Source organism: Pseudomonas sp. AN-B15 (assembly GCF_019056475.1).
GTDB classification, from domain to species: Bacteria; Pseudomonadota; Gammaproteobacteria; order Pseudomonadales; family Pseudomonadaceae; genus Aquipseudomonas; species Aquipseudomonas parakoreensis.
In genome coordinates this window covers 158,578-182,576 of record NZ_CP049737.1, presented here as the reverse complement: position 1 = coordinate 182,576, position 23,999 = coordinate 158,578, and the positions used below count along the sequence as shown (strand labels likewise).

The following is a 23,999-nucleotide window of genomic DNA, read 5'->3' as shown; positions in this document are numbered from 1 at the left end:
ACTTGATTCGCAAATTTTAAAAGTACGTCCAGACTGAATCGGCGCCGAAGCCATCAGGCAATGGAAGTCAACTGAACGTAACACCCGGAGAGTCTTCAATGAGCAGTGTTGTTGCCATCGTCAAAAGCATTGTCGGTCAGGTATTCGTGGTATCCCCCGAGGGTGTACGCCGCGTGCTCGTTGAAGGCGATCGCCTGTTCGTCGGCGACCAGATCGATACTGGCCTCTCCGGCGCTGTATCGCTGGAACTGGCGGATGGCCGCACCCTGGACCTGGGTCGCGAAACGCAGTGGAGCGCCAACGCGCCCGACTCCAGCACGGACCTGGCCGAAGCCACCGCGCAGGCCGCACCTTCTGTAACCGAGTTGCAGCAGGCCATCGCCGCCGGCGCCGACCCGACCACTGCTCTTGAAGCCACCGCTGCCGGCGCGACCGCCGCGGGGACTGGCGGCGCGGCAGGCGGCGGCCACAGTTTCGTGATGCTCGACGCCACTGCTGGCCGCGTCGACCCGACCATCGGCTTCCCGACCGCGGGCATCAACGCCGGTGCGCAAGCGGCGCAGAACATCACCGGTGGCCAGACCACCGACACCACCGCCAACGCCCTGCGTGAGTCGACCCTGAGCCTCAGCGCCACGCCGACCATCACCGAAGCCGGCGGCGTGCTGGTCTACACCGCGACCCTGACCCAGGCGCCGCTGACCGACCTGACCATCACCCTGTCCAACGGCTCGGTGATCGTGATTCCCGCCGGCTCCACCACCGGCACCGTCAACGTGCCGCTGGCGCCGAACGACACCGTTTATAACGACCCGACCCAGATCGACGTGACCGTCACCGGCACCACTGGCGGCAACGGCATCACCGTGACCCCGCCGACCACTCCGGCCACGACCCAGGTCACCGACACCATCGACACCACCACTGTCACCCTGACCGCTGGCAGCAGCGTCACTGAAGGCGGCCAGATCACCTACACCGCGACCTTGACCAACCCGGCACAGACGCCGGTCACCGTCACCCTGTCCAACGGTTCGACCATCACCATCGAAGCCGGCCAGACCACGGGCACTGTCAACGTGCCAACCGCGCCGAATGACGTCTACAACAACGGCAGCACCGTCAGCACCACCATCACTGGTGCCACTGGCGGCAACTTCGAAAACCTGGTGCCGAACACGACGCCAGCCGTGACGAACATCGTCGATTCGCGCGACACCACCGGCCTGACCCTGACCGCTACCGGCAGCGTGGTTGAAGGTGGCCAGATCACCTACACCGCGACCCTGACCAACCCGGCGCAGACGCCGGTCACCGTCACCCTGTCCAATGGCTCGACCATCACCATCGAAGCCGGCCAGACCACGGGCACCATCAACGTGCCGACTGCGCCAAACGACGTCTATAACAACGGCGGCACCGTCAGCACCACGATTACCGGTGCTACCGGCGGCAACTTCGAGAACCTGGTGCCAAACACGACGCCAGCGACCACCACCGTCACTGACTCCATCGACACCACCAACCTGTCGCTGAGTGCCACTGGCACCGTGGCCGAAGGCGGTTCGATCGTTTACACCGCGACCCTGACCAATCCGGCCGGTACCCCGGTGACCGTGACGTTGAGCAACGGCTCCGTCATCACCATCGAAGCTGGCAAGACCACCGGTACCGTAACCGTTCCAGCCCCTGCCGATGACGTCTACAAAGACGCCGGCAAAGTCGAAGTCAGCATTACCGGCACCAGCGGTGGCAATTTCGAGAACCTGGTACCAAGTACCGATCCAGCCGTCACCGAAGTCACCGACACCATCGACACTTCGACGGTCAAACTGACCGCCGATACCTCGGTCGCTGAAGGCGGCACCGTCACTTACACCGCCACCGTAGGCGCGCCGGTCACCGGTTCGCCAGTGACCGTGACCCTGGCGAACGGCCAGACCATCACCATCGAAGTCGGCAAGACCACCGGCACCGTGACTACCACCGCACCGAACGATGCGCTGACCGGCAACCCGCCGCTGACCAACGCCATCACCAACGTCAGTGGCGGTAACTACGAGAACCTCGTCGCCGACAAAACCCCGGTTTCGACCACCGTTACCGACACCGTCGACACCACCAATCTGTCGCTGAGTGCCACTGGCTCCGTCGCTGAAGGCGGTTCGATCGTTTACACCGCGACCCTGACCAACGCTGCCGGTTCGCCGGTCACCGTGACCCTGAGCAACGGCGCCGTGATCACCATCGAGGCCGGTAAAACTACCGGCACCGTGACCGTTCCGGCGCCTGCCGATGACGTCTATAAAGACGCCGGCAAAGTGGAAGTCAGCATTACCGGAACCAGCGGTGGCAATTTCGAGAACCTCGTTCCAAGCACCGAGCCCGCTGTCACCGAAGTGACCGACACCATCGATACTTCGACCGTCAAACTGTCCGCTGACACTTCGGTCGCCGAGGGCGGCACGGTGACTTACACCGCTACGGTTGGCGCCCCCGTGACCGGTTCGCCGGTTGTCGTGACTCTGGCCAACGGCCAGACCATCACTATCGAAGTGGGTAAAACCACCGGCACCGTGACCACCACCGCGCCGAACGATGCGTTGAACGGTCACGAACCACTGACCAACGCGATCACTGGCGTGAGCGGTGGCAACTACGAAAACCTCGTCGCCGACAAAACCCCGGTTTCGACCAGCGTTACCGACACCGTTGACACCACCAACCTGTCGCTGAGTGCCACTGGCTCCGTCGCTGAAGGCGGTTCGATCGTCTACACCTCAACCCTGACCAATCCAGCGGGCACACCAGTCACCGTGACCCTGAGCAACGGTTCGGTGATCACTATTGAAGCCGGTAAAACGACCGGCACCGTGACGGTTCCGGCGCCAGCCGATGACGTCTACAAAGACGCCGGCAAGGTCGAAGTCACGATCAAGGATGCGTCCGGCGGCAACTTCGAAAATCTGGTGCCGAGCACCGTTCCGGCCGTCACCGAAGTCACCGACACCATCGATACCTCTACCGTGAAGCTCAGCGCCGATACTTCGGTGGCTGAAGGTGGCACCGTCACTTACACCGCGACCGTAGGCGCACCAGTCACCGGCTCGCCAGTGACTGTCACGTTGGCCAACGGCCAGACCATCACCATCGAAGTGGGTAAAACCACCGGCACTGTGACCACTGTCGCGCCAAATGACGCATTGACCGGCCACGCGCCATTGACCAACGCGATCACTAACGTGAGCGGCGGCAATTACGAAAACCTCGTCGCCGACAAGACGCCGGTCAGCACCACCGTCACTGACACCGTGGACACGACGAATCTGTCGCTCAGCGCCACCAACTCGGTCGCCGAGGGCGGTTCGATCACTTACACCGCGACCCTCACCAATGCCGCTGGCTCGCCAGTCACCGTGACGCTGTCCAACGGTTCGGTGATTACCATCGAAGCGGGCAAGACCACCGGCACCGTGACGGTTCCAGCGCCAGCCGATGACGTCTACAAAGACGCCGGCAAGGTTGAAGTCACCATCAACGGTGCAACCGGTGGCAACTTCGAGAACCTTGTTCCGAGCACTGTTCCGGCAGTGACTGAAGTCACTGACACCATCGACACCACGTCGGTGAAACTGACCGCAACCGAGTCCGCTGCTGAAGGTGGCACCGTCACCTACACCGCGACTGTCGGTGCTCCGGTAACCGGCTCGCCTGTGGTCGTGACCCTGGCCAATGGTCAGAACATCACCATCGAAGTCGGCAAGACCACCGGCACTGTGACCACCACCGCACCGAACGATGCGTTGAACGGTCATGCGCCGCTGACTAACGCCATCACCGACGTGAGCGGCGGCAACTACGAGAATCTGGTTGCAGACAAAACCCCGGTCAGCACCACCGTGACCGACACCGTCGACACCACCAACCTGTCGCTGAGCGCGACTCCGGCGGTGAACGAAGGCGGCCAGATCACCTACACCGCCACCCTGACCAACGCCGCCGGCACTCCGGTGACCGTGACGTTGAGCAATGGCGCAGTGATCACCATCGACGCCGGCAAAACTTCCGGCACCGTGACCGTCGATGCACCGAAGGATGACGTCTACAAGGACGCCGGCACCGTTGAAGCGACCATCAAGGGCGCGACCGGTGGCGACTTCGAAAACCTGGTCACCAGCAACACGCCGGCGGTGACCACCGTCAACGACACCATCGACACCTCCACCGTGTCGCTGACCGCCACCGCCAACGTCGCCGAAGGCGAGACCGTGGTCTACACCGCGAGCGTGACCGCACCTGTAACCGGCTCGCCAGTTGTGGTCACTCTGTCCAATGGCCAGACCATCACCATCGCCGTCGGTGAGACCACCGGCAGCGTGAATTTCGTCGCGCCGAACAGCCCATTGGCGGGCGGCAGCTCGCTAAGCGTCGCCATCGACAAGGTTGCCGGCGGTAACTATGAAAACCTGGTGGCCGACAAGACACCGGCAAACACCTCAGTGTCGGACACTGTCGACACCACCAACCTGAACCTGACCGCCAGCGACTCCGTTGCAGAAGGTGGCTCGATCGTCTACACCGCGACCCTGACCAACCCGGCCGGGACTCCGGTGACCGTGACCCTGTCCAACGGCGCGGTGATCACCATCGAAGCCGGTAAAACCACCGGTACCGTGACCGTTCCAGCTCCGGCCGATGACGTTTACAAAGACGCCGGTAAAGTCGAAGCGACCATTTCCAGCGCCACCGGTGGCAACTTCGAGAATCTGGTGCCTAGCACGGTTCCGGCCGTCACCAACGTTACCGACACCATCGATACCACCACGGTCAAACTGACCGCGACCGAGTCTGCGGCTGAAGGTGGCACCGTCACCTATACCGCTACCGTGGGCGCACCAGTGACCGGTTCGCCTGTGGTCGTGACCCTGGCCAACGGTCAGAACATCACCATCGAAGTCGGCAAAACCACCGGCACCGTCACCACCACCGCGCCGAACGATGCGCTGACCGGCCATGCGCCGCTGACCAACGCCATCACCGACGTGAGCGGCGGTAACTACGAAAACCTTGTGGCGGATAAAACGCCGGTTTCGACTAATGTCACCGACACCGTCGACACCACCAACCTGTCGCTGTCCGCGACCGGTACCGTGGCCGAAGGTGGCTCGATCGTTTACACCGCAACCCTGACCAATCCGGCCGGGACTCCGGTGACCGTGACCCTGTCCAACGGCGCGGTGATCACCATCGAAGCCGGTAAAACCACCGGCACCGTGACCGTTCCAGCTCCGGCCGATGACGTTTACAAAGACGCGGGTAAAGTCGAAGCAACCATTTCCACCGCGACCGGTGGCAACTTCGAGAATCTGGTGCCTAGCACGGTTCCGGCCGTCACCAACGTTACCGACACCATCGACACCACCACGGTCAAACTGACCGCGACCGAGTCTGCGGCTGAGGGTGGCACCGTCACCTACACCGCAACCGTCGGTGCACCGGTAACCGGTTCGCCAGTGACCGTGACTCTCGCCAACGGCCAGAACATCACCATCGAAGTGGGTAAAACCACCGGTACTGTAACCACTACAGCACCGAACGACGCGCTGACCGGCCATGCGCCGTTGACCAACGCCATCACTAACGTGACCGGTGGCAATTACGAGAATCTGGTCGCCGACAAAACCCCGGTTTCGACCACCGTTACCGATACAGTCGACACCACCAACCTGTCGCTGAGCGCAACCAATTCGGTCGCCGAGGGTGGTTCGATCATCTACACCGCGACCTTGACCAACGCCGCTGGCTCGCCAGTCACCGTGACGTTGAGCAACGGCGCCGTCATCACCATCGAGGCCGGCAAAACCACCGGCACCGTAACCGTTCCAGCGCCAGCCGATGACGTTTACAAAGACGCAGGCAAAGTCGAAGCGACCATTTCGACCGCCACCGGTGGCAACTTCGAGAACCTGGTGCCGAGCACTGTTCCAGCCGTCACCAACGTGACCGACACCATCGACACCTCGACCGTCAAACTGACTGCCGACACTTCGGTGGCCGAAGGTGGCACCGTCACCTATACCGCAACCGTCGGTGCGCCGGTAACCGGTTCTCCGGTTGTGGTTACCTTGGCCAACGGCCAGAACATCACCATCGAAGTGGGTAAAACCACAGGCACCGTGACCAGCACTGCACCGAACGATGCGCTGACCGGTCATGCGCCGCTGACCAACTCGATCACCGGTGTGACTGGTGGCAATTACGAAAACCTCGTGGCTGACAAAACCCCGGTCAGCACTAACGTCACCGATACCGTCGACACCACCAACCTGTCGCTCAATGCGACCGGCACCGTGGCCGAGGGTGGCTCGATCGTTTACACCGCGACCCTGACCAATGCGGCTGGCTCGCCAGTCACCGTGACTCTGTCGAACGGCGCCGTGATCACCATCGACGCCGGTAAAACCACTGGCACTGTGACCGTTCCGGCGCCAGCCGATGACGTGTACAAAGACGCAGGTAAAGTCGAAGCGACCATTTCCACCGCGACCGGTGGCAACTTCGAAAACCTGGTACCGAGCACCGTGCCGGCTGTCACTCAGGTCACCGACACCATCGATACCACCACGGTCAAGCTGACCGCGTCTGAGTCTGCGGCAGAAGGCGGCACCGTCACCTATACCGCTACCGTCGGCGCGCCAGTGACCGGTTCGCCTGTGGTCGTGACCCTGGCCAACGGTCAGAACATCACCATCGAGGTGGGTAAAACCACTGGCACCGTCACCACCACCGCACCGAACGATGCGCTGAACGGTCATGCGCCTTTGACCAATGCCATCACCGACGTGAGCGGCGGTAACTACGAGAATCTGGTCGCTGACAAGACACCGGTTTCGACCACCGTTACCGACACTGTCGACACCACCAACCTGTCCCTCAGCGCAACCAACTCGGTCGCCGAGGGTGGTTCGATCATCTACACCGCGACCTTGACCAACGCCGCTGGCTCACCAGTCACCGTGACGTTGAGCAACGGCGCCGTGATTACCATCGAAGCGGGCAAAACCACTGGCACTGTGACCGTTCCGGCACCTGCCGATGACGTGTACAAAGACGCCGGCACCGTTCAAGCAACGATCACCAACGCTACCGGTGGCAACTTCGAAAATCTGGTACCGAGTACTGTGCCGGCTGTGACTCAGGTCACCGACACCATTGATACCACCACGGTCAAACTGACCGCGACCGAGTCTGCTGCCGAAGGTGGTACCGTCACCTACACCGCGACCGTTGGTGCGCCAGTGACTGGCTCGCCAGTCGTGGTGACCCTGGCCAACGGTCAGAACATCACCATCGAAGTCGGCAAAACCACCGGCACCGTCACCACCACCGCACCGAACGATGCGCTGACCGGTCATGCGCCATTGACCAACGCGATCACTGACGTGAGCGGTGGCAACTACGAGAACCTCGTTGCCGACAAAACCCCGGTCAACACCACGGTCACCGATACAGTCGACACCACCAACCTGTCGCTGTCCGCGACCGGTACCGTGGCCGAAGGTGGCTCGATCGTTTACACCGCGACCCTGACCAACGCCGCTGGCTCCCCAGTCACCGTGACCCTGTCGAACGGCGCCGTGATCACCATCGACGCCGGTAAAACCACCGGCACCGTGACCGTTCCGGCTCCGGCTGATGACGTCTACAAAGACGCCGGCACCGTTGAGGCCACGATCAAGAGCGCGACTGGCGGCAATTTCGAAAACCTGGTGACCAGCAACACCCCGGCCGTGACCAGCGTCACCGATACCATCGATACCACCACGGTCAAACTGACCGCGACCGAGTCTGCGGCTGAAGGTGGCACTGTCACTTACACCGCGACCGTCGGTGCGCCAGTCACCGGTTCGCCGGTTGTGGTGACTCTGGCCAACGGTCAGAACATCACCATCGAAGTCGGTAAAACCACCGGCACGGTGACCACCACCGCGCCGAATGACGTATTGACCGGTCATGCACCGTTGACCAACGCCATTACTAACGTGACCGGCGGCAACTACGAAAATCTGGTGGCCGACAAGACCCCGGTCAGCACCACCGTGACCGACACTGTCGACACCACCAACCTGTCCCTGAGCGCAACCAACTCGGTCGCCGAGGGTGGTTCGATCATCTACACCGCAACCCTGACCAACGCCGCTGGCTCGCCAGTGACCGTGACGTTGAGCAACGGTGCAGTCATCACCATCGACGCGGGCAAAACCACCGGCACCGTCACCGTTCCGGCTCCAGCGGACGACGTCTACAAAGACGCCGGTACCGTGCAGGCGACCATCAAGTCGGCGACAGGTGGCAACTTCGAAAATCTGGTACCAAGCACCACGCCGGCCGTAACCAACGTCACCGACACCATCGACACCACTGGGGTGAAACTCACCGCCACTGGCACCGTGGCTGAAGGTGGCACCGTCACCTACACCGCCACCGTCGGTGCGCCAGTCACGGGTTCGCCTGTCGTTGTGACACTTGCCAACGGCCAGACGATCACCATCGACATCGGCAAGACCACCGGCACCGTGACCGCCATCGCGCCGAACGATGCGCTGACCGGCCACGCGCCGTTGACCAACTCGATCACTGACGTGACTGGCGGCAACTACGAAAATCTGGTGGCCGACAAGACGCCGGTCAGCACCACTGTGACCGACACTGTTGACACCACCAACCTGTCCCTGAGCGCCACTAATACGGTCGCCGAGGGTGGTTCGATCATTTACACCGCAACCCTGACCAACGCGGCCGGCTCGCCAGTCACCGTGACTCTGTCGAACGGCGCCGTGATCACCATCGACGCCGGCAAAACCACCGGCACCGTGACCGTGCCGGCTCCGGCTGACGACGTCTACAAAGATGCCGGCACCGTCCAGGCCACCATCACCAATGCCAGCGGTGGCAATTTCGAAAATCTGGTACCAAGCACCACGCCAGCCGTGACCAGTGTCACCGACACCATCGACACCACCACCGTGAAGCTGAGCGCCACCGGCACCGCAGCGGAAGGCGGCAACGTTGTCTACACCGCCACCGTCGGTGCGCCAGTCACTGGCTCGCCAGTCGTGGTAACCCTGGCTAACGGCCAGACGATCACCATCGACATCGGCAAGACCACCGGCACCGTGACCACTGCTGCGCCAAACGACGCGCTGACCGGCCACGCTCCACTGACCAATGCCATCACCAACGTCAGCGGCGGCAACTACGAGAACCTCGTGGCCGACAAAACGCCGGTCAGCACCACCGTGACCGATACCGTCGACACCACCAACCTGTCGCTGTCCGCGACCGGCACCGTGGCCGAAGGCGGCTCGATCGTTTACACCGCAACCCTGACTAACGCCGCTGGCTCGCCAGTGACCGTGACCCTGAGCAACGGCGCCGTGATCACCATCGACGCCGGCAAAACCACCGGCACCGTCACCGTCCCTGCTCCGGCCGACGACGTCTATAAAGACGCCGGCACCGTGCAGGCCACGATCAAGACTGCCACCGGTGGCAGCTTCGAAAATCTGGTACCAAGCACCACGCCAGCCGTGACCAGCGTCACCGACACCATCGACACCACTGGCGTGAAGCTCAGCGCCACGGGCACCGTGGCCGAAGGTGGCACCGTCACCTACACCGCCACCGTCGGCGCACCTGTGACTGGCTCGCCAGTCGTGGTGACCCTGGCCAACGGCCAGACGATCACCATCGACATCGGCAAGACCACCGGCACCGTGACCAGCATCGCGCCAAACGATGCACTGACCGGCCACGCGCCGTTGACCAACTCGATCAGCAACGTGACCGGCGGCAATTACGAAAACCTCGTGGCCGACAAGACCCCGGTCAGCACCACCGTGACCGACACCGTCGACACCACCAGCCTTTCGCTGAGCGCGACCCCGGCGGTGAACGAGGGCGGCCAGATCACCTACACCGCGACCCTGAGCAACGCCGCCGGCTCGCCAGTGACCGTGACCCTGAGCAACGGTTCGGTGATCACCATCGACGCCGGCAAAACCACTGGCACCGTGACCGTTCCGGCTCCGGCTGACGATGTCTACAAAGACGCCGGCAGCGTGCAGGCGACCATCACCAACGCCAGCGGTGGCAACTTCGAGAACCTGGTACCGAGCACGACACCGGCCGTCACCAGCGTCGCCGATACCATCGACACCACCACCGTCAGCATCACCGGCAGCACCTCGGTGACCGAAGGCCAGACCGCCAGCTACACCGTCAGCCTGACCCACCCGGCGCAAACCGACGTGACCCTGAAAATCGTCTACAGCGGCACCGCCGCCGACGGTTCGGACTTCACTGGCGTGTACACCGTGAAGATCCCGGCAGGCGCCAGCAGCGCGCAGTTCAACGTCGCGACCATCGATGACAAGATCACCGAAGGCACCGAGAACTTCGTGGTCAAGATCGACTCGGCCACCGGCGGCAACTTCGAGAACCTGGCTGTCAGCAGCACCAACGGCAGCGTCAGCACCTCGATCATCGACAACGATGCGCCACCGGTCATCGACCTGGATGCCAACAACTCCAGCGGCGCCACCGGTGCCGACTACAAGGTGACGTTCACCGAAAACACCCCGGGCGCCGGCGTGTCGATTGCCGACACTGACCTGACGATCACCGACCCGGACAGCACCATGCTGACCGGTGCGACCATCGTCCTGACCAACCGTCAGGACGGCGATGCGCTGAACCTTGGCAACAGCGTCAACGGCATCACCATCAATGCCAACAGCACCAACGGCACCGTGACCCTGACCCTGTCGGGTAACGCGACGCTGGCCGACTACATGCAGGCCATCAAGAACATCACCTTCACCAACAGCAGTGAAGACCCGAGCACCGTGCCACGGATCATCACCGTGACCGTGACCGATGGCGGCAACTACTCCAACACTGCGACCACCACGGTCAACGTGGTGGCGGTCAACGATGCGCCGGTTGCGGCTCCGGTCAACGTCACCGGCACCGAAGACACCCCGCTGATCCTCGGCTGGTCGACCTTCGGTGTGACCGACGTGGACAGTCCGGCCAGCAGCCTGGGGATCAAAATCACCCAGCTGCCGGGCGAAGGCAAACTGCAGTACCTGGACGGTTCGACCTGGAAAGACGTCGCCAACAACCAGACCTTCAGCAAGGCTGACATCGACGCGGGCAAGCTGCGCTTCCTGCCGGATGCCAACGAGTCGGGCGTCAACGGTTACAGCGGCACCGGCATGGGCAACAACCAGGCCGACTACGCGCAGATCAAGTTCCAGCCCACCGACGGCCAACTGCTGGGCAACACCGGCACCGTGAAGATCGACATCACGCCAGTGGCGGATGCACCGACCGTGAGCGTGGCCGACAACAGCGTGAAATCCACCGGACTGGTCAAGGAAGTCTGGACCGGTCTGGCGGGCCTGGGTACCAGCGGCAATGGCGCTGACTCGACCACGCTGAAAAACGTGATCGATGGCGCCGGCACCCCGAACTCCAGCACCAACGTGACCAACGTGCAGTCGGACGGCAGCGTGACCGCCGGCACCGCGTCGAAAACCTCGGGCCTGATCTATCTGGAAGCCGGCAAGACCTACAGCTTCAGCGGCGTGGCTGACGACAGCCTGCTGATCACCATCGGCGGCAAGAGCGTGGCTTCGGGCACCTGGGGCGCGGGCGGTACGATCAGCGGTTCGTTTACCCCGACCACCAGCGGCTACTACACCCTGGACATCTACCACCACAACCAGAGCGGCCCGGGCAGCTATGACGTGAACCTGTCGGTCAACGGCAGCACGCCGATCGACCTGAGCAGCGCCGGCGTGCCGATCTACACCGGCGTGCAGGATCTGGTGAACGCCGGTGTGACCGTCTCCGACCTGCACGGTACCAACGGCGAAGGCTATTACGACGGCTACAAACTCAACACCGGCGCCGAAGGCACCACGGTGAAACTGTCGGCGATCAACACCGCGCTGACCGACACCGACGGCTCGGAAACTCTGAGCGTGAAGATCAGCGGTGCGCCGGTCGGTTCGGTACTCTCCGACGGCCATGGCCACAGTTTCACCGTCACCGCGGGCAACGGCGAAGCCAACGTCACCGGCTGGAGCCTCGGCAGCCTGACCGTGACCCCGCCGACCTACTACAACGGCCAGTTCAACCTGACCGTGACGTCGACTTCCACTGAGATGGTCGGCGGCTCGGCCAGCAGCACCGCGACGATTCCGGTCACCGTGGTGCCGGCGGTGTACAACGCCGTGGTCGGTACTTCGGGCGATGACACCTTCAACGGCACCGACGGCAACGACATCATGGTCGCCGACATCGGCGGTCTGACTGTGGTGCCGGGTACCAACTACAACATTGCGTTCATGGTCGACAGCTCGGGCAGTATGAGCACCTCGTCGATCAACGCGGCCAAAGACTCGCTGACCTCGGTGTTCAACACCCTCAAGCAGAGCCTGGGCGGCAGCAACTCGGGGACCGTGAACATCTTCCTGGTGGACTTCGATACCCAGGTCAACAAGTCGGTCTCGGTGAACCTCAACGACCCGAACGCGCTGACCCAGCTCAAAGCCGTACTCGACTCGATGACCTCCGGTGGCGGCACCAACTACGAAGACGTGTTCAAGACCACGGCCAACTTCTTCCAGAGCACGGAAGCGCTGGCCAACACCGGGGCGAAGAACCTTACCTACTTCATCACCGACGGCCAGCCGACCTACTACCAGAGCGGCGAGCAGACCAACCCGACGCTGTATGGCAGCGTGAAGTTCGACAGTGTGGTCACGACCAGCAACTACAAGCTGGGCGATACCTTCAGCACGTACATCGACAACACGCATTACCTGAGCATCAACTCCAGCGGTTATGCCCAGTTGCAGACCTACAACGGCCGCGGCTGGACCACCACCAACCTGGGCACGGTTCACGCTCAGGGTGACGGCACCTACGAGCTGTCGAGCCTGGCCGGCACTGGTAACAGCACCACGACTGCCACCACCGACAACTCCAGCAGCAGCTTCGCCTTGCTCAGCGGTCTGTCGAACGTCGAAGCCATCGGTATCAACAGCGGTGTCAGCCTCAACGACCTGAAACCGTATGACTCGGATCACTTGCCGCAAACCAACATCGATCCGAAGGATCTGGCCAACTCGATCATCGGCCATACCGAAGCGACGATGCCGGGCAACGACACTGTCAGCGGTGGCGACGGCAACGACATCCTGTTCGGCGACCTGGTGAGCTTCAACGGCATTGCCGGTGAGGGTTATCAGGCGATGCAGGCGTTCGTGGCCAAGGAAACCGGGGTTGACGTCAGCAAAGTCACCACCAGCAACGTGCACCAGTACATCACCGAGCACTATCAGGCGTTCGATGTCTCCGGTGCGCACGATGGCAACGACACGCTGCTGGGTGGCGCAGGCAATGACATCCTCTTCGGCTCGGGCGGCAACGACCTGCTCGACGGCGGCAAGGGCAATGACATCCTGCTCGGCGGCACCGGCAACGACACGCTGATCGGTGGCCAGGGCAACGACATCCTGATCGGTGGTTCCGGTGCCGACACCTTCGTCTGGAAAGCAGGCGACACCGGCAACGACGTGATCAAGGACTTCAACGCCAGCGAAGGCGACCGCATCGACCTGCGTGACCTGTTGCAGGGCGAAACCGGCAGCACCATCGACAACTTCCTGAAGATCACCACGGTTGATGGCACGTCGTCGCTGCAAGTCAGCTCGGCGGGCAAGTTCAACTCCGGCGACGCGGCAGCCGCCACGCCGGACGTGACGATCAAACTGGAAGGCAACAACTGGTCGAGCGCCAACATTCACAACCTGATCGCCGGCAGCGATCCGACCATCAAGGTCGACCACAACAACAGCTGATGCGTGTACAAAACGGCCGCCCCTTGGGGCGGCCGTCACGTTTGCGGCTAACTCGGCGGTGACGATTTCGTCGCCAGCCCGCATACTCGCGCGCAGTTGGCCTATGCTGCTGACAGCATGACGCTGGTTCTTTCTGAGGGATGCTCAATGTTTTACGTGCAACGCGATGCGCAGGGTCAGTTGATTCGCGTGGAAGCGGCGGCCTACGCCGAGGCCACGGAAACGCTGCCGGCCGACCACCATGACATCCAGGCCTGGTTCGCCAACGCGGCCGTGGAAAACAGCCTCAAACAGCTCAAGCAGAGCGACTTTGAAATGATTCGGGTACTCGACGACCTGATTCAGGTGCTGACCCAGAAGGGCGTGATCCGCGTCACCGACCTGCCGCCGGCGGCGCAAGCCAAACTGATGGACCGGACCCAGGCACGGGAAGCGTTGGGCGGGTTGAGCCAGTTGATCGATGAAGATGAAGGCGGGCTGATCTGACCCGCGATCTTCAGTGACCTGACAGTCCCCTTCGCGAGCAGGCTCGCTCCCACATTGGAATGCATTTCAAATGTGGGAGCGAGCCTGCTCGCGAAGACGGCATCAATGACGCCGCCGCACTAAAAGTTTAATTCCAGGGCTTGGGCTCACCAAACAGCTGCCCCTGCACCCCATACAAGCCCATCTCGCGAATCACCGACAATTCCCCTTCAGTCTCGACGCGCTCGGCAATCAGCGGCAGATCAATGCTATGCGCCGCCCGCTGAATGGCTTCGATGAACAAGCGCTTGTCACTTTCCTGATCGATCGCACGAATATAGCTGCCATCGATCTTCAGGTACGCCAGCCCCAGCCGCGCCAGGTTGCCGATCATGCTGAAGCGTCCACCAAAGCGCTGCAGGCTGAGGGAGAAACCGAGTTCACGCAGACGCCGGGTCAACTGCTCCAGCACCGCTTGCTCCGGCAGTTGCTCCTCACCGATCTCCAGCGTCAGACGCTCGCCGAGGTCGGAGTGTGCGCGCAGAATCTCGAACACTTTGTTCAAGGCCTGTGGATCGGCCAGGGTTGCCGAAGACAGATTCAGCGCCAGCGAATCTTCATGCGCCTTCATTTGCTCCAGCACACGCTCGAGCATCAAACGGTCGAGTCGTGCGGTCCAGCCGAAACGTTCGAGCCACGGCAGGAAGCGCCCGGCGGGAATGGTCTGGCCCTGCTCATCCAGCAAGCGCGAGAGCACTTTGTAATGCAGCACCAGTTGCGTGTCCTGAGCGGCCACCACCGGTTGAAAGTACAGCTCGAAGCGCTGATGGTTCAGCGCCTGATCGAGCAATCGATGCCAAGCGTGGTGATCGTCGCCGACTTCGGCCACCAGGCTCTGATCGATGCACGCCCAGTTCTGCTCGCCCTGCCCCTCGGCCTGCGCCAGCGCCTGATCACCCAGTGTCAGTACCGCTTGCGGTGAATCGCCGTGGGCAAACGGAGCGAGCCCGATGGAGGCCACAGCCGGCACATCGGTGGCGCCGGTGGCGTGCAGGCTGCTCAACGCACTGTCGAGGTTCTGCGCCAGTTGCAGCGCTTCTTCACGCACCAGCCCCGGCGCCAGCACGGCAAATTCCCCACCGCGAATCCGGGTGACGAGGTTCTGGGTTTCCGGGTATTTGGCGCACTCGCGGGACAGTTGCTCGCCGACCGCTTTCAACAATTCATCCGTGCGCTGACCGCCCAGGCGCTGGTTGAGCCCGGCCAGATCCTTGACCCGCAACAGCAGCAGATAACCGGAACTGGCCTGCTCCGGGTTGCTCACGCGGTTGTGCAGTTGCATCTCGAAATAGCGCCGGTTGGCCAGTCCGGTGAGGTTGTCCTGATAAGACTCGGCGCGCAGTTTTTCACTGCGCTCGGCCTGTTCCTGGAACAACGCCTTGAGCTTCTCGACCATCTGGTTCATCGCCTGCACCACGCGCCGCAGTTCCGGGGTGCGCGGCAGCTCCGGCAGGCTGAGGAACTCGCGACGGGCGATGGCGTGGGACTGTTTGACCATGTAATCCAGCGGGCGCAATTGTCGGCGCAGCAGCAACGCACCGAGCACTGCACTGACCGCGCCGCACAGCAACAGCCAGCCGAGGCTGCCCAACGCGCTCTGCCACAGCTTGGCCACGGCAAACATCGGGTGGCTGACCACCTCGACCCGCGCGGCCTGCTCCCAGCCACGGCTGACCAAGGCATCGCCACCGGCTGGTTCCAGGCCGATCAGTTTGACGAACCAGTCGGGCACATTGCTCACCGCCGGAATCCCGCTGCGCTCGACGATGGTCTGGTCGGTCTTGAGGCCGACCACACGGATGCTCGCGTAATAACCGCTGTCGAAAATCGAGCTGACCAGCAGCTCGACCATCGCCGGGTCGTCGATATTCGGCGTCAGCGACAACGCCAGCGCCGTGGCAGCGTCCTGGGCATGGGAGCGCAGCTGGTTGACGTACTGGGTGCGCGAGCTCTCCAGACTGACCATGAAGCTGCCAGTGAAGGCGACCACCAGGAACAGACAGATAGCGATCAACAGCTGTTTGAACAAAGACATCTGAGCGCGTGCTCCTAGTTAGTCGTTTCGACCGGAAAACCTTCGGCCTGCATTTTCTTCAGCACATCCTGCCAGCGCGACAGGCGTTTGGTGTCACCGACCTTTTTGTTGCCCTTAGCGCCCGGTAGGTACAGACCTTCGGCATTGAAAGAGTAGACCGGCAGCAAATCGGTCCGCTGGGACGCAGGCTGAATCGGATCGATCAGACTGTCGAGCACCAGCGGCATGGCATCGGGGGTGGCGTAGTAAGTCAGTACCATGTGCGCGCGATTCTGGCGCAGCGCCTTGACGTAGGTGATGCGCAGCTTGTCACTGGAGACCCCGAGATGGCGCAGGCTGAAATACTTGGCGATCGCGTAGTCTTCGCAATCGCCGGCGCCTTTCCACAGCGCTTCGATGGGCGTCTCCCAATAATCGACCTGGCCCCACAGATCGATGTCCTCTACATAGCGCACCTGTTTGTTGAAAAACAGGTTCACGACTTTCAGTTTTTCCATCTCGCTGACCTGTTTCTGCGTGGCCAGCAGGTTCTGCCAGGCATCGATCCGCTGCTGCCCGGCGCCCAGCGGCCCGTACAGCGCCGTGGCTTTGCGGCTGATCGCGGAAAAATCCCAATCGGCATGCAGACCGCCCAGCATGACGCCGGCCAGCAGCAGTGCGCCGCCTAGCCAGCGCAAAGTCCGAGGGATCGCGAAACGTACCGCCACAGCAGGTTTCCAAGGGGGCAGGAAGGAAAGCGTTTGATGGTGAAGCTTAGCCCGGCAAAAAACAATGGCACCATGAGATCATCGCCAGCGCGCTAAACTTTACTCAGGACAGCAATCCTTTACATGGTTTGACAACCTGTAGAGCAATCACTAGTGTCTTTGGATCCAAATTCCGTCTTCATTCAGGGTGAGTAGTTGTGACACAGAAGCCCAACCCGCTGCACAGCATCAAAGTCGATGGGCCGATTCCTGCACATCTTGCCCGTTCGATCATCGAGGAGACGTTGCGCTCGGCGATCCTTGACGGTCGTTTACCGTGCGGCACCGCCCTGCGTCAGCAGGATCTGGCTGACTTGTTCGGGGTCAGCCGCATGCCGGTGCGCGAGGCTCTGCGTCAGCTGGAGGCCCAGGAGCTGCTGAGCGTCACGACCCACAAAGGCGCTGTGGTTGCCCCGTTGATTCAGGGCGACGCTACTGAAACCTACGAGTTGCGAATCCTGCTCGAATCCGAAGCCATGCGCCAGTCGGTTCCGCTGCTGACCAGCGCGGATCACGCGCTTGCCGCCGGTTATATCGAAGCACTCGAGACCCAGCACGACTACAGCGAAATCGGTCGACTCAATCGCCTGTTCCACATGGCCTTGTACCGCAAGGCGCCAAATCAGCGGTTGCTGCGACTGGTCGAAGACGGCCTGAACGAAGAAGAGCGGTTTCTGCGTTTCAACCTCGAAGCCATGGGACTGGGCAAACTGTCCCAGGAAGATCACCGGGCGATGCTCCAGGCCGTGATCGAACGCGATGTCGAACTGTCGGTGAAGCTGCTCACACAACACCTCAACCGTGGCGTCGAGGTGATCACCCGTTACCTCGCCAGCCCTGCCGGACAACACCGCAAGGCGGTCCGTTGATGCCTTCAACGCCGGTCTCAGTCGCTCGCAGCTGACCGGCGAATAACCCGCTTACAAATCCTCTCTACGGTCTGCCGCAAACCCGGTGGCGGATTCGCCTGTTCGCTCTAACCTCCCAGCGCCCCCATAAGTCCGGCAATGCAGCTCGCCGCGGACGAATCGGTCATAGCCGTCCCGCCAATTTACCCGCACTCTTGAACAGCCAACCCATGAAGAACGGGGACGCACCGCACCGCCGGCGCAGTCCTCGCACCAGGAACCTACGGAAGGAGCCTTGCCACGGGATAAAAGGAAGTTACGGCGCCGTTCCCGGCCAACTTTCACCCCTATACATAACTTCAATCCTTGTATCGAAAAGTTGCTCTGAGTGAGGCATTCACTCTTGTCTTCAATTTTGGCCACCGTTCGCCGAAAGGAGTAACTACGCCCAAGTAAAACTTAATTTATAAGTTTTACCAGACCAACTCATACTTAAAAAACAGCAAACTTAAAATAATTAAAAATAAACTTGTTAAGTTATTTGATGATGTATTAGTTTTTCCTCGCCGAGCAGGTTAAACCCCGCAAACACGGCACGGCTCTGCACTCAGCTGACAGCCATGGCAAATAGTTGCCCTGACACAGCCCAGAGCCTCCAATGCACTTTTCACACGTTCATTTAACTGAATGAGGCCTGCGCTCGCCACTATAAAAGTTTAAAACCCAGACAGTCTGCGTTGACGCACCGAACGAGCAACTTTCTCTATTCCAATAACACTGAGGTTAGCCATGACGCCAACTAAAGAACAACTCGCCCTGATAAAAGCTCAATTGAGCGTTCATCCGATCTTTACTGAAATCGATTCGTTATCGGTACTGCGCCGGTTCATGGAATCCCACGTCTTCGCCGTCTGGGATTTCATGTCGCTGACCAAGCGTCTCCAACAAGAACTGACCTGCACCCGTCTGCCGTGGCTGCCGCCGCGTGACCCGCATGCTGCGCGGCTGATCAACGAGATCGTGCTCGGCGAAGAGTCCGACGACCGTCCCGCTCACGGCCATTACAGTCATTTCGAGCTGTATCTGGACGCCATGCGCGAAGTCGGTGCGAGCACCACGGCAGTCGAACGCTTTGTCGCGCTGCAACAGGAGGGCGTGAGTTACGACGTCGCCCTGCAAAGTGTGGAAGTGGATCCGGCAGCAGCAAAATTTGTTCGCGAGACGCTGAACACCGCGCTGCATGCGCCAGGCCACAGCGTCGCTGCCGCGTTCCTGCATGGTCGCGAGAGCGTCATCCCGACCATGTTCCAGCGCATCCTCGATGACTGGGGGATCGGTATCGAACAGGCGCCGACCTTTCGCTATTACCTGGAGCGCCACATCGAGGTCGATTCCGAAGATCACGGTCCGGCGGCGGAGCAACTGCTTGAGCGTCTGGTCGATGGCGATCCGCAACGCGAAGCCGAAGTCTACGCCAGTGCCATCGCGGCGGTGGAAAGCCGCATCGCCTTGTGGGACGGCCTGCGTCTGAGCATGCGCGAATCGTTGGCGGAGGTGGCCCAATGAACGCCGCCGATTACCAATCCTTCGCCGACGCCTGGGAAAGCCGCGCCACCATCCGCACCCGGCCACGGCGCTTACTGGAAGACGATGAGCGCCTGATCTATCCGTTGAGCCGCCAGCCCCTGGTGCTCAGCGACACCTTCCTGCGCGAGTACCCGCAACAGCGGGATTTTGCCCTGGTGCAGACGCTGTACAAGTTCATCAACGACGTGGTGATTTTCGAAACCGAGATCGTCGACAAGACCGCGCGCAGTATCGCCAAGAATCGCTTTGCCGTGGTCTTCCCGTTCGCCTGTCGCTACGACGCCATGACCGTGGTGGTGGACGAGGATTACCACGCGCTGGTGGCGATGGACTTCATGCAACAGACCGTAGCCATGACCGGCATCGAGCCGATCGAACTGCCCACTGAAATTGAACTGAGCCGGGCGATTCCTGCCGCTGTGGCGTTGGCGCCCGAGCACCTGCGCAGCGCGGTGGAGCTGATCTGCGTGGCGATCGCCGAAAACACCGTGACCGGCGACGTCGCCGCGTTTGCCCGTGACGACACGGTCAAGCCGTCGATCAAAGGCCTGATGGCCGATCACTTGCTGGATGAGGGACGGCATTCCAGTTTCTGGGCGCGCATGGTGCGCATCTATTGGCACACCGCCAGTGACGCGGACCGGGCAACCATCGCGCAGATCCTGCCGGTGTTTATCGGCCATTACCTGACCAACGACATTCAAAAGTCCTTCGATCTGCGCCTGATCGACGCCTTGCCGGTCAGCGATGCCGTGCGCCGTTCCCTCAAGGACGAGATGGCCGGCCTGGCCTTCCCGATCAATCGCCATCATCCGCTGGTGGGCAACATCGTGCGTTTTTTCCACAGCAGCTCGCTGCTCGACACGCCCTGCGTGCAGCACGCCCTGCGCGACTATCTGGTTTGATGAGGAGGCTGACATGAGACGTCTCGACATTTTGCTGATTGGCGCCAGCCAGGCCATGACCGACCTGGCGCAGGAACTCGAACAACACGGTCACACCTTGCTGCGCAGCGGCGCGGCGCAATCGCCGGTGGATCTGATCATCGACGATGGCTTCATCGGCGCCGGCGATTTCTGCGCCATCCCGCACTTGCACCTGCGCCTGGGTATCGCTGCGCAGAGCCTTGGCGGTTTACCGACGCTCGACCTGCTGTGCTTCCTCGGCTCGTCTCTGATCAGCCGTGTGCCGATTGGCGATGAGCCGTCCGGCAACGGTCAGGCTCTGCGTCAGCGGGTGCTGACGCAGGTGGTTGACGAAGTCGCGCTGCTGGTCAGCCGTTTCTCCCGCGATGCGGAGTATTTCCAGCAGGTGATGCCCGCCACGGCAGCGGATTTCGAACAGGTGGAAGACCTGCGGTTTCTCGACAGCCTGGCCTACGTCCATCGCCTTAACGACACGGCCAACCCGATGCTGCTCAAGCAGGCGCAGATACCGCTGATCGAGCGTCTGCAACGCAGCCTGATCGAACACGCCGAGCGACCGGCGCTGCACCTGGCCGAGCAGTCACTCAGCTATCGCCAGTTACACGCCCCCAGCTGTGCGATCCAGCAACGCCTGCTGCCATTGCTCAAGCAACATCCGCAGCCGTGGATCGTAGGTATCTGTCAGCCGAAAAGCCCGGCGCTGTTTGCCTCGATTCTGGCGGTGCTCGGCAGTGGCGCGGTGTACCTGCCGCTGGAGCCGAGCCATCCGTTGCAGCGCCAGCAATACATCCTGCAGAACGCTGGCGCGGTGTTGTTGCTGCACGATGGCGAGCACCCGCTCAGTGAGTCAATGCCCGGTCTGGATGTCAGTTGTATCGACAGCGCGGATGCGGATCTCAGCCAACCGTTGATGCGTCAACGGGCGACGCTTGAAGCACCGTGCATGGCGCTCTACACCTCAGGCACTACCGGGCATCCGAAGGGCGTGCTGCTGAGCCAGGCGAACCTCGCGCACTTCACCGCGTGGTACGCCGATTACGTGCAGTTGCGCGCCGAAAGCCGGGTGTTGCAGTTCTCTTCGCTGAGCTTCGACTCATCGCTGATCGATATCTTTCCGACGCTGCTGCAGGGCGCCGAACTGGTGGTGCCCGACGACACCCAGCGCCGCGATCCGCTGCAACTGGTGGCGTTGATCCGCCGCCGGCAACTGACCCACGCGTTCCTGCCGCCAGCGCTGCTGAGCATCCTGCCGTTGGAGCAATTGCAAGGCGTGGAGGTGATGACCGGTGGCGACGTCTGCGAGCCCTTCGTCATCGAGCAACTGACCCGTCAGGGCAAGCTGCATAACCTGTACGGCCCTACCGAAACGACGGTGCTGATTACCGCCCGGCAACTGCAACCAGGTGACAGCAACCGCACTCTTGGCGCACCGATTGCCAACAGTCAGGTGCTGATTCTCGATGACGACCTGCAACCAGTGACGGAGAACACCGTCGGCGAATTGTTCATCGTCGGTCCCGGCGTCTGCCTCGGTTACTTGAACAACCCACAGCAGACCGCCGAGCGCTACCTGACCCTGCAACTGCCGCACGGTGAGAACTTGCGCGCCTACCGCAGTGGCGACATGGCCAAGTGGGGCGAACACGGTATCGAGCTGTGCGGACGGCGCGACAATCAGGTGAAAATCCGTGGTTTCCGGGTCGAGCCGGAAGAGATCGAACGCTGCCTGCGCGAGAGCCAGTTGTACCGTCAGGTGGCGGTGGTGATCGACAGTCAGCGGCGGATTCTGGCGTTCCTTGCGCAGCCGCAATCGGACGCTGCCCGCGATCTATTGAAGGCGCATGCCCAGCAGTTTTTGCCGGACTACATGCAACCGGTGGCGTGGACTGAACTGCCGCACATGCCATTCGCCAGCAACGGCAAGGTCGACCGCAAGGCGTTGCTGGAACTGCCGGTGAGCGTGCAGGACAGCGGCCCGAAATGCCTGCCGGCAAATGCCGACGAAGCGCTGCTGCTGGAGATCTGGGCGGAACTGCTGGAGCTGCCCACCAGCGATATTTCCACCGACGAAAGTTTCTTCAACCTCGGTGGGCATTCGATCCTGCTGTCGCGCATGTTGCTGCGTTTGCGTGAGGAATTCGGCCGTAGCATTTCGATCAACCGCTTCATCGAATTGCCGACCATCATCAAGCTCGCAACGCTGGTGCGCGGGACCGATGACAGCGCGGTGCTCAGCGCCCAGGCCATGGCCGACGCCGAACGCCCGCTGAACATCGAGCCGTTGCCGATCAGTCGCCTGGGCGATGTGCACAAAGTGATCGTCACCGGCGCCAACAGTTTTGTCGGCGTACACATTGTCGAAGCGCTGCTCGGCTGGGGCGCCAGCGAGGTGGCGTGTCTGGTGCGTGACGGTGGCGGACAAACGGCGGCGCAGCGGTTTGCCCAGGCGTTGCGCGAGAACCGCCTGGAGCATCTGGACCTGAGCCGGGTGCGGATCTACTCGGCAGACATCACCCGTCCGCAACTGGGCTTGGCCGATGCCGATTATCAGCGCCTGGATCGCGAGTTCGGCGCACTGGTGCACAACGCCGCCAACGTCAACCATGTGCTCGATTACGAGTCGCTGGCCGCGGATAACGTCGAGCCGATTTTCGAGCTGCTGCGCCTGTGTGAAGGGCGCAGCAAAAAGGTCTTCAACTTTGTCTCGACGCTGTCCGCTTCCAGCACCGTCGATAGCGAAGGCCGCGTACTCGAACTGCCCGCCGCACCGACCCCGCCGATCTACATCCGCAATGGCTACAACCTGTCGAAGTGGGTCGGCGAGCGCATCCTTGAGCGGGCGCGCGAGCGTGGGGTGTGGGTCAACCTGTATCGCCCCGGCAACATCAGTTTCAACAGCCTGAGCGGCGTCTGCCAACCGCACAAGAACCGTTTGATGCTGATGCTCAAGGGCTCGATCCAGCTCGGTCAAGTGCCGGCCTTCGCACTGAATTTCGACCTGATGCCGGTGGACTTTCTCGCCCGTTTCATCGCCTTCCACGCCAGCCGTTATTCGAGCGAGCGAGCGGTGTTCAACCTGCACAACCCCGAGCCGCTGAGTTGGGATGCCTACGTCGCGTCGTTCCGCGAAACCGGCAGCGAATTTTCGCTGGTCAGTGTCGCCGACTGGCAACAGCAACTGGGCCGGGTCGACGCCGACAACGCGCTGTTCGGCGTGCTTGGTTTCTACCTCAACGGCTTCGAGGAAGACATCGGCGACATCTCCCTGATCGGCCACGCCAACGCCCACGCCGGGGTGCAACAGATGGGCGCGCAATACCCGGAAAAATCCCCGGCGCTGCTGCGTCGCGGCTGCGATTACCTGAAACAGATCAACTTCATCTAGTTCATCAAAAAGG

At 61.7% G+C, this 23,999-nt stretch carries 8 protein-coding genes; 6 read left to right on the top strand and 2 right to left on the bottom strand.

From position 1 onward, the window contains the following. Positions 1-98: 98 nt before the first annotated feature. Positions 99-13,934 (top strand): retention module-containing protein, encoded by a 13,836-nt coding sequence (locus GTQ41_RS00815; RefSeq protein ID WP_217325407.1) that lies wholly within the window; start codon positions 99-101, stop codon positions 13,932-13,934. Between the two features lie 147 nt (positions 13,935-14,081). Beyond that, complete coding sequence (locus GTQ41_RS00810) at positions 14,082-14,420, top strand: hypothetical protein (RefSeq protein WP_041070910.1); 339 nt, start codon at positions 14,082-14,084, stop codon at positions 14,418-14,420. A gap of 127 nt (positions 14,421-14,547) precedes the next feature. Here the strand turns inward: GTQ41_RS00810 and lapD are convergent, their stop codons facing one another. Together lapD and lapG are read right to left on the bottom strand one after the other, a co-directional pair. Next, on the bottom strand, positions 14,548-16,494 hold the full coding sequence (gene lapD, locus GTQ41_RS00805; protein ID WP_217325406.1) for a cyclic di-GMP receptor LapD: 1,947 nt from the start codon (positions 16,492-16,494) through the stop codon (positions 14,548-14,550). A gap of 14 nt (positions 16,495-16,508) precedes the next feature. Next, complete coding sequence (gene lapG, locus GTQ41_RS00800) at positions 16,509-17,201, bottom strand: cysteine protease LapG (RefSeq protein WP_217325405.1); 693 nt, start codon at positions 17,199-17,201, stop codon at positions 16,509-16,511. Positions 17,202-17,398: 197 nt separating this feature from the next. On the opposite strand from lapG, the gene GTQ41_RS00795 reads away from it, so the two are divergent. The 4 genes from GTQ41_RS00795 (at position 17,399) to GTQ41_RS00780 (ending at position 23,986) form a co-directional block, all read left to right on the top strand. Continuing rightward, entirely contained in the window at positions 17,399-18,109 is a 711-nt protein-coding gene (locus GTQ41_RS00795; RefSeq protein WP_047290711.1) for a GntR family transcriptional regulator, read from the top strand. Between the two features lie 768 nt (positions 18,110-18,877). Beyond that, positions 18,878-19,654 (top strand): DUF3050 domain-containing protein, encoded by a 777-nt coding sequence (locus GTQ41_RS00790; protein WP_047290710.1) that lies wholly within the window; start codon positions 18,878-18,880, stop codon positions 19,652-19,654. Further along, positions 19,651-20,580, top strand: a complete 930-nt coding sequence (locus GTQ41_RS00785) for a diiron oxygenase (RefSeq protein WP_217325404.1) — start codon at positions 19,651-19,653, stop codon at positions 20,578-20,580. The genes GTQ41_RS00790 and GTQ41_RS00785 overlap by 4 nt, the downstream gene beginning before the upstream one ends. Before the next feature lie 13 nt (positions 20,581-20,593). Next, entirely contained in the window at positions 20,594-23,986 is a 3,393-nt protein-coding gene (locus GTQ41_RS00780) for a non-ribosomal peptide synthetase (protein ID WP_047290708.1), read from the top strand. Positions 23,987-23,999 lie beyond the last annotated feature (13 nt).